Raw genomic sequence first — 13,969 nt, 5'->3', positions numbered from 1 at the left:
GGCTTGGCTGGCGACGTATCAGGAGGAGAATGATGCGAACAGCGGCCGCGCCGGATGGAACGGCCAGGAAGCGAGACCAGATGGAATCGGTTGCCATGAACCAACCCGCCGCCAGCGCGGACAGTGACGCTCCGAAGGCCACGACATTGATCTACCGGCAATCGGCCTGGACGCGGCTGACGCACTGGCTGTGGGCCATCTCGCTATTCTTCATGCTGCTTTCCGGCCTCCAGATCTTCAACGCCCGTCCGCAGCTCTATCTCGGCAAGCAGTCCGGCTTCGACTACAACAACACCATCTTGGCTATCGGCGCCGAGAACACGAATGCCGGGCCGCGCGGCTATACAGAAATCCTCGGACACCGCTTCGACACCACTGGCGTGCTCGGCTGGTCCGGGGCGGCAGGACAGGAGACGCCCCGCGCCTTCCCCTCCTGGGCGACGATCCCGTCATACTACGACCTCGGAACGGCACGCGTCGTGCATTTCTTCTTCGCCTGGGTGCTGACGACGACGCTGCTTGTATGGCTGGTCGCCAGCCTGGCCAACGGCCACATCAGACGTGACCTCGCCCCTCGCCTGGACGATCTCAGGCGGCTGCCGCAGGATATCGCCAATCACGCCAGGCTGAAGTTCCACCACACGCGCGAATACAACACACTGCAGAAAATGGCCTATGGCGGCGTGCTGTTCGTGCTGTTGCCGCTGATGATCCTCACCGGGCTCGCAATGTCGCCAAGCATGAATTCGGTGCTGCCGTTCCTCAACGACTTGCTCGGCGGCCGGCAGACGGCGCGCACCATCCATTTCACCGTCATGGTGCTGCTCGTTGGTTTCTTCATCATCCATATTCTGATGATCGTCGCCGCCGGTCCGATCAACGAACTGCGCTCGATCGTCACCGGATGGTACCGGACCGATCCGCCGCATCACGCAAAATCCTCCGAAAGGAGCGCCTGACATGGCAAAATTCGAGATCAACCGCAGGAAATTCCTGACCGCGGCCAGCCTTGGCCTTTCCGGCATCACACTTTCAGGGTGCGACGCCTTCGACAGCCAGCTCGGCGTGGGCGACGGCCTGCGCAGCTTCCTCGAAAACGCCAACGATCTCACGCACCGCGCGCAACGTCTGCTCGCGGGCCGCGATTCGCTGGCGCCGGAGTTCACTGAAGCCGATATCCGTCAGCCGATGCGCCCCAACGGCGTGACGTCACCCGACGACGATACCTACAAGGCCCTGCTCGCCAACAACTTCGCCGACTGGCGACTGGCGGTTTCGGGTCTGGTCGAAAAGCCGCTGTCGCTGACCCGCGAGCAGCTCATGAACATGCCGAGCCGAACGCAGATCACCCGCCATGATTGTGTCGAAGGCTGGAGCTGCATCGCCAAATGGACCGGCACGCCGCTGTCGCTGGTGCTCGACCAGGCGGTGGTCAAACCCGAGGCGCGCTACGTCATGTTCCATTGCCTGGACACGATCGACCGCAGCCTTTCGGGCGACATCAAATATTACGGCAGCATCGACCTCATCGACGCCCGCCACCCGCAAACGATCCTGGCCTACGGCGTCAACGGCAAGCCGCTGCCGGTCGAGAACGGCGCGCCGCTGCGTGTCCGGGTCGAGCGCCAGCTCGGCTACAAGATGCCGAAATATCTCTACAAGATCGAGCTGGTCGACGGCTTCGCCGCCGTAGGAGGCGGACGTGGCGGTTATTGGGAAGACAATGGCTACGACTGGTATGGCGGGATCTGATCGCAATCGGCACGCTGCTACCGAGCCAGGCATTGCCTAAGCGGCCCTGCCTCGTCGTCAGGAGCTGGGCCGGCCCGCACAGCCTCGCAATCCCAGCGATATCGGCCATGTCTTGACCAGCAAACAGCCTGGTTAGCGAAGACTGTCAGCAACAGGTCGCCGGCAGGTGACAATCTGTCGTTGACGGGCTATGGATAACGAGTCGAGGGCTTTTGCGAGCCCTACCTGTTTGCGGGAGAGAGCAGCGAAAGCTGTCGCCGAAGGGGAAATCGCCCGAAATCTCTCAGGCAAAAGAACCGTAGACGGGAAAGACACTCTGGAAAGTCGGGGCCTGCCCCCGCGCCGAAGGTGTAAGCGCTGCCGACAGAGTTACGGGGCGCGAGTCTCTCAGGCTTCAGACAGAGGGGCACGGACTGGTCGCCATTCGCGACCGATTGCGTGCGACTCTGGAGAACACATGACGGGCGACACCAAACACCTTCCTCTCGAAGACGTCCATGCAGCTGCCGGTGCGCGCTTTGGCGCCTTTGCCGGCTGGTCGATGCCGCTGACCTACCCGGCCGGTGTCATGAAGGAGCATCTTCACACCCGTGAACATGCGGGCCTGTTCGACATCTCGCACATGAAACTGTTCAGGGTCAGCGGGCCGGGCGCGATTCCCCTGCTCAACCGTGCCTGTCCGCTCGATGCGGGCGCCCTCGAAATCTCACAGTCGAAGCTGACGTTTTTCCTGAACGAGGCCGCGGGCATCCTGGACGATCTGATCGTCACCCGGCTGGGCGATAGCAACTTCATGATCGTCGCCAATGCCGGCAATGCGATCGCCGACGAGAAGCATTTGCGCGACCTTGCGACCGGCTTCGATGTCAAGGTCGAACCGCTCGACCGGGTCTTCCTCGCCATCCAGGGTCCCGAGGCCTGGGCGGCACTTTCGCGCGCCGGTATCGAGACCGGGTCGCTGCTTTTCATGCATGGCATCGAACCGCGAAAGAACTGGTTCATGAGCCGGTCCGGCTACACCGGCGAGGACGGCTTTGAGATCGGCCTGCCTGAGGCAGACGCGCGCGGTCTCGTCGCGAAGCTGCTCGAAGACGAGCGCGTGCTATGGATCGGCCTTGCCGCCCGTGACAGCCTGCGGCTGGAAGCCGGCCTCTGCCTGCACGGCCAGGACATCACCGCGCAAACCGATCCGGCAAGCGCGACGCTGATGTGGGCCATCCCGAAGGACATCCGCGCCAACGGCACGTTTATCGGCGCCGGTGCGCTGCGCGCCGCCGTCGAGCGCGGCACCGCCCAGAAGCGCGTCGGCCTGAGGCCGGACGCCCGCCAGCCGGTGCGCGCCGGCGCCACGCTCTTTGATGCCGACGGCAATCCCGTCGGCCACGTCACCTCGGGCGGCTTCGGCCCGTCTGCCGGCCATCCCGTCGCCATGGGTTATGTCCCGACACCGCTGGCAAAACCCGGAACTCGGGTTTTCGCCGACGTACGCGGAACGAAGATACCTGTCGACGTTTCTTCCCTGCCCTTCGTCCCGCACCGCTATCGCAAAGGATAATTTTCAGATGGCAAAGACCTATTTCACCGCCGATCACGAGTGGCTCAGCGTCGAGGGCGGCATCGCCACCGTCGGCATCACCGACTACGCGCAGGAGCAGCTGGGCGACCTCGTTTTCGTCGAACTGCCCGAAACAGGCAAGAAGCTCGCCAAGGGCGACACCGCCGTCGTGGTCGAATCCGTCAAGGCGGCCTCCGACGTCTACGCGCCGGTCGACGGCGAGATCACCGAGGCCAACGCAACGCTTTCGTCCGATCCGTCGCTGGTCAATTCGGCAGCGACCGGCGCCGGATGGCTGTGGAAAATGAAGCTTGCCGACGAAAGCCAGCTCGCCAGCCTCATGGATGAGGCCGCCTACAAAGCCCATATCGGCTGAAATCAGGACGCATTGACATGACCGCAGCACCCTACCCCTTCTCGGCCCGCCATATCGGACCCGGCATTGCCGATGTGAGAGCCATGCTGGCCGTCATCGGCGTGCCCTCGGTCGAGACGCTGATCAGCCAGGCCGTGCCGAGATCGATCCGCCTCGACCAGCCGCTGTCCCTGCCCGCGCCGGCCAGCGAAGCCGAAGCGCTGGCCGAATTGTCGGCGACCATGGCCCGGAATACGGTGCTGAAGAGCTTCATCGGCGCCGGATATCACGGCGTCCACGTGCCGCCGGTCATCCAGCGCAACCTGTTCGAGAACCCGGCCTGGTACACGGCCTATACGCCCTACCAGGCGGAGATCAGCCAGGGCCGCCTGGAAATGCTGTTCAATTTCCAGACCTTGGTCGCGGAATTGACCGGCCTGCCGGTAGCGTCGGCTTCGTTGCTCGACGAGGCGACAGCGGTCGCCGAAGCGATCGGCATCGCATTGCGCCATCACCGCGACAAGCGCACCAAGGTGGCTCTCGCCGGCACGCCGCACCCGCAGACGCTGGATGTGGCGCGCACCCGCGCCGAACCGCTCGGCATCGAGATCGACGGCGAGGAGATCGACGACAACACAGCCGCCCTGCTCGTCTCCTGGCCGGACACTTTCGGCGTCTATGGTGACCACAAGGCCGCCATCGACAAGGCCCGCGCGGCCGGCGCGCTGGTCGTCTTCATCGCCGACCCGCTCGGCCTGGCGCTGACCGACGCGCCTGCGAAACTCGGCGCCGACATTGCCGTCGGTCCGATGCAGCGCTTTGGCGTGCCGATGGGCTTTGGCGGCCCGCACGCCGCCTACTGCGCAGTTGCCGACAAATTGACCCGATTGATGCCCGGCCGCCTGGTCGGCCAGTCGACCGACAGCAAGGGCCGTCCCGGCTACAGGCTTGCCCTGCAGACGCGCGAGCAGCACATCCGCCGCGACAAGGCGACGTCCAACATCTGCACCGCCCAGGCGCTGCTTGCCAACATGGCGACAGCCTACGCCATCTGGCACGGCCCCGCCGGCCTGCAGGCGATCGCCGGGCGCATCCACACACTGGCCAACCGCCTGGCGGCCGGTCTCAAGGCGGGCGGCTTGCCGGTAATCGGCACGAGCCGCTTCGATACGGTGACGGTGGAGACGAAGGGCAAGGCCGCACAGATCGCCGCCGCCGCCGAAAAGGGCGGCCGGCTTCTGCGCGTCATCGATGCCGACCGTGTCGGCGTCGCCTTCGACGAGACCTCTGACGAAGCCGACCTGGAGGCCATTGCCGCCTTGTTTGGGGCAAAGCCAGGCGTGGAGGCCGCCGCCACCATGCCCGGCAAGCCGCGCGGCAAGGAGTTTCTCACCCAGCCAGTCTTCCACGAGAACAAGTCGGAAACCGAGATGATGCGCTTCCTGCGCAGGCTGGCCGACAAGGACTTGGCGCTTGACCGCGCGATGATCCCGCTGGGATCCTGCACGATGAAGCTCAATGCCGCTGCCGAGATGATGCCGGTGAGTTGGCCTGAAATCGCCAACATGCACCCATTCGCACCGGCCGCGCACTCGGCAGGCTACCGCGCCATGATCGATGACCTCGAAGGCTGGCTTTCGGAGATTACCGGCTTCGATGCGGTAAGCCTCCAGCCCAACGCCGGCAGCCAGGGCGAATATGCCGGATTGCTGGCCATCCGCGCCTATCACCGCTCGCGCGGCGAGGGCCATCGCACGGTCTGCCTGATCCCGTCCTCCGCGCACGGCACCAATCCGGCGAGCGCGGCGATGGCCGGCATGAGCGTGGTCGTCGTTCGCTGCCTGGAAGACGGTAATATCGACATGGACGACATGAGGGCCAAGGCCAACGAGCATTCCAGGAATCTCGCGGCGCTGATGTTCACCTATCCCTCGACGCATGGCGTCTATGAAGAGGGAGCGCGACATCTCTGTGCCCTCATTCATGAGCATGGCGGCCAGGTCTATTTCGACGGCGCCAACCTCAACGCCCTGGTCGGCCTCGCCCGCCCGGGCGACATCGGCGCCGACGTCTGCCACATGAACCTGCATAAGACCTTCTGCATCCCCCATGGCGGCGGCGGCCCGGGTGTCGGCCCGATCGGCGTCAGGGCGCATCTGAAGCCCTATCTGCCGGGCCATGTCACCGAAGGCTCCGCGCATGCCGTGGCCGCCGCCCCTTTCGGTAGCGCCTCCATTCTGCCCATCACCTGGATGTACATCCGCATGATGGGCGCTTCCGGCCTGAAGCAGGCGACCGAGACGGCGATCGTTTCGGCCAACTACGTCGCGACGCGGCTCGCCCCACACTTCCCGCTTCTTTACAGGGGCAGGAGCGACCGCGTTGCCCATGAGTGTATCCTCGACACCCGCGTGCTCAAGGAGAGCGCCGGCATCAGTGTCGAGGACATCGCCAAACGCTTGATCGATTACGGTTTCCATGCGCCGACCATGTCGTTCCCGGTCGCCGGCACGCTGATGGTGGAACCGACCGAATCCGAGCCCAAGCGCGAGCTCGACCGCTTCTGCGAGGCGATGATCGCCATCGCGGGCGAAGCGGCCAAGGTTGCGAGGGGCGAGTGGCCCCTGGCTGACAATCCCCTGGTCAATGCGCCGCACACCGCCGCGGAGGCGTTGGCCGGCCAGTGGAGCCATCCCTATTCGCGTCTGGAAGCGGCCTACCCCGCCGGAGACGCCGACATGGCGGCGAAATACTGGCCGCCGGTATCGCGCATCGACAATGTCGCCGGAGACCGCAACCTGGTCTGTTCCTGCCCGCCGCTGTCGGACTATTTGGGCGCCGCCGAATAGTCTCGCAAATTATGCTGAGCGCAAGGCCGGCTTGATCGGCTCGGCCTTGCCCATCCTTTTGTGGCTGACGACGCAATTGCGGCCCGCGCGCTTGGCGGCATAGAGCGCTGCGTCCGCCTCGGCCAGCACCTCGCCGAGGCTGTTGCCGTTGGCGCCGCCAAAGCCGATGCCTCCGCTGACGGTGCTGCGCAATGGACCGCGAGGGGTGGCGACGATCTCGGTGCCGAAGGCGACGCCGATCTTGCTTGCGATCTCGTAAGCCCTCTCTTCGGTCACCCGGGACATGACGATCGCGAATTCCTCGCCGCCGAGACGAAAGGCGTCGACGCCCGTTCTGGCGTATTTTCTGATGACTGCGGCGAACCGGCACAGAACCTGATCCCCAACCGGGTGACCATAGATGTCGTTCGTCCTCTTGAAATGATCGAGGTCGAACATGACGACCGCCATGAAAGGACCGAAGGTCCGTTCGCCATGGAGCGACATCAATCCCCGGCGGTTCATCAGACCGGTCAACGGATCGGTCATCGTCTCGGCCTTCAGCTCGATCTGCGCCTGCAGGTGATGCAGGGAAAGCGTCAATGCGCCGAGGCCGGTCATGCAGGCCACAGCCACGACCGAGTTCAGGCGTTCGGCCCAATTATCGGGGGCTGCCCCGAGCGTCCATTGCCCCTTGGCTATCAGGACGACCGCGCAAAGCGCAAACGACACTGCACAGGTGCCGCCCAGGAACGAAACCACCAGCAGGATTTTGCGATCGTGACTGCCGTTGAGCCAGAACATGGTTCCGATCGCCGAGAGCAGCACAGTCACAGTTGCGTAGGTAACGATGAAGCCTACCCCGTCGAGACCGAGGGAAGTCACCGCCGCGCAGACCGTCATGGCGGCCAATGTCGGCAAAATGGCACGCCGGTAATCCGGCACGCCGAGATACTGCATGGCCGACAGGCAGATGACCAGGAAACCGAGGCTGAGCAGCGCCAGCGCGATCTGGCAAAGCAGCGGATCAGGCTCCTTCGTGTATCGCCAGAACAGGATGACATGCACAACGAGCACGAGAATGCCGCACCCCACCGTCAGCACGAAGCTGGCCCGGGGCGCGGCGAACCAGATCGCGAACATGGTGATGCTGAGGCAGATGCCCGACAGCGCGGCTGCGAGCAGGAGCGAACTGAAATCCAGCATATTGGGCGGGGGTTCCCTGAGCGTCGGCCTTGGTGCTGCATTCTAGGTCAGCGACAGCCATCGGACATGTTTTTCAGCCGACCTTTCGGCCGAGACTTCGGATAGGGTTTACAAAGCGTCGACGCCGGGTGTCCCAAAATCGTCCTCGCGACGATCATGGCCGCCGAACAGCCGTCAGCCCTTGTTCAGGAGGGCAAGATTGGCATCGACGACCGTGGGGTCGGCCATGCCGGCCTTGGCTTCGAGCAGCAGCGCCCTTGCCTTTTTCCTGTTGCCGCGCAGCAATTGCGAATAGCCCATATTGTTGACGATCTGCGGTTTGCGCCCGGCGACCCTGAGCAATTGGTCGTAGGCACGATCGGCAAAATCGAAGCGGCCGAGTTCGTCATAAGAAGCGGCGAGCCCCATCCAGGCTTCCGCATTGTCGGCCTTCAACTCGACGGCCTTGCGGAAATGCTGTTCGGCAAGACCGTAATTCGCGTCGCGAAACTGCGCCTTGCCTTCCGCCAGATCGGATGTGCTGACGTTCTTCGCGGCCGGTTGAATGGCGGTGGTTTTGGTGGTGTCGACGCCACTCGTCGTACAACCAGACATCATCAAGACGGCCGCCATCGCGGCCATTGCCGTTAAATTACTGTGACGCATGCCCCTGCCCCATCGCCCGGTTTTCGCCGGGCCGTTCTTCAGAAAACACACTATACCAGAGCAATTAAACTTGGGTGCCGAAACGCCGCCAAAATTAGGCCTCGGGTACACCAGTTGTTAACCACCAGGCCGCAACGCCTCAATCACGGCCAGCGGCGTTCTCACGGTTCCAGGGCCTTGAGCCTCGCCGGAACCGTATACCGGCTGCCGTCATAGCGCAGCCGGTAGGTTTGGCTCACGGACTTGCCGGGGTAGGACTGGCACTCGCCATTGCTGTCGGGCAACGGATTGTCGGTATCCATTCGTTCGACCACCGCGATGTCGTGGTAGCCATGATGTTTGGCCGGGCTCATCGCCAGGCTCACCTGACTGGTATGGAAGGATCCGGCGCAATTGGTATCGCCCTCGCCGCCATTGCCGGCCACGACCAGGCCATCGAGCACCATCCGCAGGGCATCGCCGTCGACGGCATAGAGCCGCAGGTCGGTTTCACTGAAAGGGTTAGGCAGCGAATTGTTCGCCATTTCGATCCGCAGGCCGAAGGCGGAGACATCGGGCGCCAGCGCATACCGGCCGGTATCGAGTTCGACCTTGCGGATGGCGATGGCATCATCATCCATCAGCCCGGGCTGCAGCAGGCGCTGGCGCACCTGCCGGCTCTTCCGGTCGATGACCAGAAGCTCGATATCGCCGGCATGCGCGTAGCCGCTGGGTTGGGAAGTGTCCATCAGCGGCACGGCGACCAATAGCAGGTCGTCATGGGCGGGCCAGATCTTGCAGACCAGCCCCGGCGGGTCGCCATATGCAGACGTCAGAGCAATGCTGGTGTGGGGTTCGAGCGTGAACGAAGCACCGTCAGCGCTCTTGCGGGCCCTGGGATAGGCCTGCTGCACCAGGGCGGCGGCATCGCCGCAATCATCGGCCTCAGCCCAGGCAGGCGACAGACTGGCCGCGGCAAGGACGAGGACGAGGGCGCGCGACAGCATTCGCATGGACTTCTCACTCATTTGCGGACTTTGCAGATCGCTCAGGCGGCCCTCACTGAATATCAGCAAATCCTAATGGCCGGTCATTTTGACGATGATCGGAATGACCGCGATCATCAGCACCACCGGCAGGATGCAAACCACGACCGGCACCGACATCTTGGCAGGCAAGGCATGCGCCTTTTCCTCGGCCAGCGACATGCGCTTGTGGCGCATCTCGTCGGAAAAGACGCGCAGCGCCCCCGACAGGCTGGTGCCAAGCTCCTTGGACTGTTGCAGCAGCGTGGCGAAGGAACGCACCTCGTCCAGGCTCAGGCGGTCGGCGAGCGCCTTCAGCGCATCGTCGAGGCTGCGCCCGGCCCGCAGCTCCAGCGACACGAGCTGCAGGTTCTGGCTGAGCGACGGATAGGTCCTGGCGAGTTCCTTCGAAACGCGCTCGACGCCCGCTTCCATGCTCATGCCGGCATCCGAACAGACGATCATCAGGTCCATGAAATCGGGGAAGCCGTTGCGGTATTCGCGCATCTTTTCCCGTATCTTCTGGGTCAGCACCAGCCCAGGCAGGAAATAGCCGGCCACGCCCGACAGCACGACGAAGGCCCAGCGGCTGGCCATCGTGGCGTCGGGGCTGGCCATCCAGCGGTTGAGCACGAAGACGGCGAGCGCGATGCCCACCATCGCCGTGAAACGGATGAGGAAGAACATCCCGACGGCGCGCGGCTCCATGTAGCCCGCCTGGATGAGTTTCAAGCGCAGGCGGGCGACATTTTCGGGATCGCTTTTGGCGTAGAATTCCTGCGCCTTCTTCACCGCCTTCTCGCGAACGACACCGGTATTCTTCTTCTGGGCCGGTTCCGGCCTGGCGGCCACTGGACTCTCATCGACCTTGAGCCTGCGCCTGACTTCGTTGCGATCGCCCTTTGCCACCACCATCGGCCAGGCAAAAGCGGCAGCGCCCACGGCCAGCAGCAGGACAGCCACCGGCATCAGCGAGGTCGGCGCGAGCGAGGCGAGGAATTCGACGACCTTCTGCATGTCAGAATTTGAAGTTCGACATTTTGAACATGATCAGATTGCCCAGCATCAGCCAGGTGACCGAGCCACCAACCATGTACCACGTCTTCGGCACGCCCCAGACGTCGCTGTAATATCCCGGCATGAATGCCATGATGGTCGTGAACAGCAGCGCCGGCACGGCCGTCAGGATATAGGCCGACAGGCGGCCTTCGGTTGAAATGGCGCGCACCTTGCGGCGCAGCTTGCCGCGCTCGCGGATCGTCGTCGACAGCCCGTCGAGGATTTCGCGGAGATTGCCGCCAGAACTCGTCTGGATCGACACGGCGGTGACGAACAGCGGCAGATCCTCATGGCCGACCCTGTCGAAGAGCGAATTCAGCGCCGAAACCAGATCCGAACCAAAAGTCACCTCATCGGCAATCACGCCGAACTCGGTGCCGATCGGGTCGGGCATTTCGCGCGACACCATGGCGATGGCCACCGGCACCGGATGGCCGGCCTTGAGGCCGCGCGTGATCAGTTCCAGCGCTTCCGGCAACTGCATGCCGAACCGCTTCAGCCTGCGCTTGCGCATGGAGCGCATCGCCATCACCGGCAGCACCGGCACCAGCACGACAAACAGAATGGCGCCCATCAGCAGCGGCAAGCCATACCAGATGGCGACAAGGGCCGCCGCCAGCGCCAGCCCCGAAGTGATCATCAGGAACTTCGACAGCGGCATGATCATGCCCGACTGGGCGCGCAGCGCGCGAAAACGGTCAGGCGAGAACAGCGACGTGCCCGCATCGAGACCACGCTCCTTACGCAATTGGATCAGCACCTGTTCCTGGCTGATCTTGTTTTCCTGCAGCTTCATGCGCCGGTTGATGGCAGTGCGCCTGTCGCTGCGGCCGGCATAGAGCAGGTAAACGGCCTCGGCGATCATGATGCCGGTCAATGCAGCCCCGGCATAGACGACATAGATCGCGCTGAACCCATCCAACACCGGGTTACTCCTGCAGCCGGCCGGGTTCGAAATAGCGCCCGGGAAACTCGATGCCCATGGCGCGCAGGTCCTCCAGGAAGCGCGGCCGGATCCCGGTCGCTTCGAAATGGCCGAGGATTGTGCCATCGGCGTCCATGCCGGTGCGCACGAAGCGGAAGATCTCCTGCATCTGGATGACGTCGCCTTCCATGCCCGTCACCTCGGCGACGCTCGTCACCTTGCGCTTGCCGTCGGAGAGCCGGGTCAACTGGACGATGATGTCGATGGCGCTGGCGATCTGGCTGCGGATCGACTGCACCGTCATCGGCATGCCGGTCATGCCCAGCATCTGCTCGAGCCGCGAAATGGCATCGCGCGGCGTGTTGGCGTGAATGGTGGCCATCGATCCTTCGTGGCCGGTGTTCATGGCCTGAAGCATATCGAAGGCCTCCTCGCCGCGGCACTCGCCGAGGATGACGCGATCGGGCCGCATGCGCAGCGCGTTTTTGACAAGATCGCGTTGCTTGAGTTCGCCATGGCCTTCGATGTTGGCCGGCCGGGTTTCCATGCGCGCGACATGCGGCTGCTGCAACTGAAGCTCCGCCGCGTCCTCTATGGTGATCAGCCGCTCGTCCTCGGGAATGAAGGCCGACAGGGCGTTGAGCATGGTCGTCTTGCCGGTGCCGGTGCCGCCCGAAATGATCGTCGTCTTGCGGGCATGCACTGCCGCAGCAAGCACTTCGGCCATGTTCTGGGTGATGGCGCCGAATTCGACCAGCCGGTGCAGGCCGAGCTTGTTCTTGGAAAATTTGCGGATCGACACCAGCGGCCCGTCGACCGCCACCGGACGGATGGCGGCGTTGAAACGCGAGCCATCCAGCATGCGGGCGTCGACCATCGGCTGCGATTCGTCGACGCGGCGGCCGACTGCGGCAACGATTTTGTTTATGATTCTAAGCAGATGCGCCTCATCCTTGAACGGGATGTGGACCTGCTGCAGCTTGCCCTTCTTTTCGACGAAGCAGTTCTGATGGCCGTTGATCAGTATGTCGTTGATATCGGGGTCCTTGAGCAGCGGCTCGAGCGGGCCGAGCCCGACCATCTCGTCGACGATGTCGTCGACCAGGGCATCGAGTTCGACGGTGTTGATCGCCATCCGCTCTTCGCGCGTCTTTTCCGACACGAAATCATGCACCTGCCGGCGCATCTCGTCCCTGGGCAGCCGCTCCAGCGCGACAAGATTGATCTCTTCGAGCAGCAACCGGTGGATGCGCACGCGCGCATCGAGCACCTTGTTGGCGCTCTTGCCCGGCACGGCTTCGACTTTCGCCGGCAAGACCTTCCGGCTCGTCGGGATGACGACCGCGTGGTGCGCAACCGCCGTCGGCTCGGCGGAGCGCTGCGGACGCGCATCGCGGTTCTGCAAGGTGGAAAAGCGGCTGCTCATCCGGCCTTCCTCTTCAAAAGGCTCTTGCCGAAGCCGAACAGCGATTTCGATTTGCCCGGCGCCGTCGCCACTTCATCCGGAAGGATGATCTTCTTCAGGTCGTTGACGACGTTGGCATTGGCATCGATCTCGTGCAGCGGCACGCCGCGATCGACAGCCTCGCGCACCAGCCGGTAATTGTTGGCGATGCCGCCGACGAAATGCTCGCCGAGGATTTCCTGGACATCCGCCTGCTTGATGCCGCTGTCGAACATCTTCTGCTCGAAACGGTTGACGATGACGTTCGGCTTCACTTCCTTGCCCGCGGTCTCGTAGACCGCCTGGATCAGCCGTTGCGTGTGGCGCAGGCACGGCACCGTCATTTCGGCGACGATGTAGAGCTTGTTTGAGCCGAGCAGCACCGTCTCCGTCCACGGAAACCAGGTGCGAGGCATGTCGATGACGACATTGTCGAAATAGGCCGAGACGAGGTCCAGCATCCGCACCACGACATCGGTCTTGAACGAGCGCATCTCCGCCGGCTGCGTCGGTGCGGCCAGAACACAAAGTCCGCTGGCATGCTTCGACAGCATCACGTCGAGCAATTGCCTGTCGAGACGCTCCGGCTGGTTCTCGATTTCGGTGATGTCGAAACGCGGCTCCAGGTCGAGATATTCGGCGCAGGCGCCCTGCTGGAAATTGAGGTCGACCACGCAGGTCGAGGCGCCGCGCGTCACTGAATGATGCAGTTGGAACGCGGTCTGCAAAGCCAGCGTGGTGGTGCCGACGCCGCCTGCCGCGGGCATGAAGGTGTAGATTTGCGACTCGGTGTTTTCCTCGCGCCCCGGCCCCTGCAGCGCACGCACCACCGAACGTACGAGATCGGCCGTGGTGATCGGCTTGACCAGGAAATCCGCGACCTTGAGCTGCACGAGGATGCGCGCGGCGGCGGCGTTGAACTCCTGGGTGACGACTACGACCGGCGCCTTGCCTTCCAGACGACGCATAACGCGTTGCAGCGCATCGATCTCCTCAAGCTTCGCCGCATCCATATCGACGATGATCGCGCCGAGATCGGCCTCCTGGACCTCGCCGCGAAGTTCGGTGATGTTCTTTTCCACCGTCGAGAGCTGGATGATCTCCGAGGCGGCAAATGCCGTCCGCGTGTCCTGCACGAAGGTTCTGTCCGTCGATATGAGCAGGATTTTCCTGGTCTTGATGCCGTTTGCCATTTC

General features: G+C 63.4%; 12 protein-coding genes and 1 riboswitch. Of the genes, 5 read left to right on the top strand and 7 right to left on the bottom strand.

Annotated elements, in window-relative coordinates:
- The first annotated feature begins 80 nt into the window (after positions 1 to 80).
- The 5 genes from LB532_RS09030 to gcvP all read left to right on the top strand — a co-directional run bounded on the left by LB532_RS09030 (position 81) and on the right by gcvP (position 6,511).
- Entirely contained in the window at positions 81 to 959 is an 879-nt protein-coding gene (locus LB532_RS09030) for a cytochrome b/b6 domain-containing protein (protein ID WP_140639218.1), read from the top strand.
- A gap of 1 nt (position 960) precedes the next feature.
- Positions 961 to 1,752, top strand: a complete 792-nt coding sequence (locus LB532_RS09025) for a molybdopterin-binding protein (RefSeq protein ID WP_140638886.1) — start codon at positions 961 to 963, stop codon at positions 1,750 to 1,752.
- A gap of 222 nt (positions 1,753 to 1,974) precedes the next feature.
- A riboswitch (glycine riboswitch) is annotated at positions 1,975 to 2,061 on the top strand.
- A 148-nt stretch (positions 2,062 to 2,209) separates the two neighbouring features.
- The gene (gene gcvT, locus LB532_RS09020) at positions 2,210 to 3,307 is read left to right on the top strand and encodes a glycine cleavage system aminomethyltransferase GcvT (protein WP_140638887.1); all 1,098 of its coding nucleotides are present in this window, start codon (positions 2,210 to 2,212) and stop codon (positions 3,305 to 3,307) included.
- 7 nt (positions 3,308 to 3,314) lie between these two features.
- Positions 3,315 to 3,683, top strand: a complete 369-nt coding sequence (gene gcvH / locus LB532_RS09015; protein ID WP_140495853.1) for a glycine cleavage system protein GcvH — start codon at positions 3,315 to 3,317, stop codon at positions 3,681 to 3,683.
- 17 nt (positions 3,684 to 3,700) lie between these two features.
- Positions 3,701 to 6,511 (top strand): aminomethyl-transferring glycine dehydrogenase, encoded by a 2,811-nt coding sequence (gene gcvP, locus LB532_RS09010; protein ID WP_140638888.1) that lies wholly within the window; start codon positions 3,701 to 3,703, stop codon positions 6,509 to 6,511.
- A 9-nt stretch (positions 6,512 to 6,520) separates the two neighbouring features.
- Here gcvP and LB532_RS09005 read toward each other — a convergent pair whose 3' ends face one another.
- From LB532_RS09005 to LB532_RS08975, 7 genes are all read right to left on the bottom strand, one after another.
- On the bottom strand, positions 6,521 to 7,696 hold the full coding sequence (locus LB532_RS09005; RefSeq protein WP_140638889.1) for a GGDEF domain-containing protein: 1,176 nt from the start codon (positions 7,694 to 7,696) through the stop codon (positions 6,521 to 6,523).
- A gap of 174 nt (positions 7,697 to 7,870) precedes the next feature.
- A complete protein-coding gene (locus LB532_RS09000; protein ID WP_140638890.1) occupies positions 7,871 to 8,341 on the bottom strand; it encodes a tetratricopeptide repeat protein in 471 nt (156 codons plus the stop codon).
- A 161-nt stretch (positions 8,342 to 8,502) separates the two neighbouring features.
- Positions 8,503 to 9,348, bottom strand: coding sequence for a hypothetical protein (locus LB532_RS08995; protein WP_224556630.1), 846 nt, complete (start codon positions 9,346 to 9,348; stop codon positions 8,503 to 8,505).
- Between the two features lie 51 nt (positions 9,349 to 9,399).
- The gene (locus LB532_RS08990; RefSeq protein WP_140638891.1) at positions 9,400 to 10,362 is read right to left on the bottom strand and encodes a type II secretion system F family protein; all 963 of its coding nucleotides are present in this window, start codon (positions 10,360 to 10,362) and stop codon (positions 9,400 to 9,402) included.
- A gap of 1 nt (position 10,363) precedes the next feature.
- The gene (locus tag LB532_RS08985) at positions 10,364 to 11,329 is read right to left on the bottom strand and encodes a type II secretion system F family protein (RefSeq protein ID WP_140638892.1); all 966 of its coding nucleotides are present in this window, start codon (positions 11,327 to 11,329) and stop codon (positions 10,364 to 10,366) included.
- Between the two features lie 4 nt (positions 11,330 to 11,333).
- A complete protein-coding gene (locus tag LB532_RS08980) occupies positions 11,334 to 12,755 on the bottom strand; it encodes a CpaF family protein (RefSeq protein WP_140638893.1) in 1,422 nt (473 codons plus the stop codon).
- A complete protein-coding gene (locus tag LB532_RS08975) occupies positions 12,752 to 13,966 on the bottom strand; it encodes a CpaE family protein (RefSeq protein WP_140638894.1) in 1,215 nt (404 codons plus the stop codon). Before LB532_RS08975 ends, LB532_RS08980 begins: the two co-directional genes overlap by 4 nt.
- Positions 13,967 to 13,969: the final 3 nt, after the last annotated feature.

Source organism: Mesorhizobium sp. ESP-6-2 (genome assembly GCF_020164675.1).
In the GTDB taxonomy this organism is placed as follows: domain Bacteria; phylum Pseudomonadota; class Alphaproteobacteria; order Rhizobiales; family Rhizobiaceae; genus Mesorhizobium.
The sequence above is the reverse complement of the archived record's forward strand: the minus strand, read 5'-3'. Positions and strand labels throughout refer to the sequence as shown.

Excerpts from the sequence above, each read along its gene's own strand:
- LB532_RS08995 (WP_224556630.1), bottom strand. The coding sequence starts at position 9,348 with ATGAGTGAGAAGTCCATGCGAATGCTGTCGCGCGCCCTCGTCCTCGTC.
- LB532_RS09000 (WP_140638890.1), bottom strand. The coding sequence starts at position 8,341 with ATGCGTCACAGTAATTTAACGGCAATGGCCGCGATGGCGGCCGTCTTG.
- LB532_RS08990 (WP_140638891.1), bottom strand. The coding sequence starts at position 10,362 with ATGCAGAAGGTCGTCGAATTCCTCGCCTCGCTCGCGCCGACCTCGCTG.
- gcvT (WP_140638887.1), top strand. The coding sequence starts at position 2,210 with ATGACGGGCGACACCAAACACCTTCCTCTCGAAGACGTCCATGCAGCT.
- LB532_RS09025 (WP_140638886.1), top strand. The coding sequence starts at position 961 with ATGGCAAAATTCGAGATCAACCGCAGGAAATTCCTGACCGCGGCCAGC.
- LB532_RS08975 (WP_140638894.1), bottom strand. The coding sequence starts at position 13,966 with ATGGCAAACGGCATCAAGACCAGGAAAATCCTGCTCATATCGACGGAC.
- gcvP (WP_140638888.1), top strand. The coding sequence starts at position 3,701 with ATGACCGCAGCACCCTACCCCTTCTCGGCCCGCCATATCGGACCCGGC.
- LB532_RS08980 (WP_140638893.1), bottom strand. The coding sequence starts at position 12,755 with ATGAGCAGCCGCTTTTCCACCTTGCAGAACCGCGATGCGCGTCCGCAG.
- LB532_RS09030 (WP_140639218.1), top strand. The coding sequence starts at position 81 with ATGGAATCGGTTGCCATGAACCAACCCGCCGCCAGCGCGGACAGTGAC.
- LB532_RS09005 (WP_140638889.1), bottom strand. The coding sequence starts at position 7,696 with ATGCTGGATTTCAGTTCGCTCCTGCTCGCAGCCGCGCTGTCGGGCATC.
- gcvH (WP_140495853.1), top strand. The coding sequence starts at position 3,315 with ATGGCAAAGACCTATTTCACCGCCGATCACGAGTGGCTCAGCGTCGAG.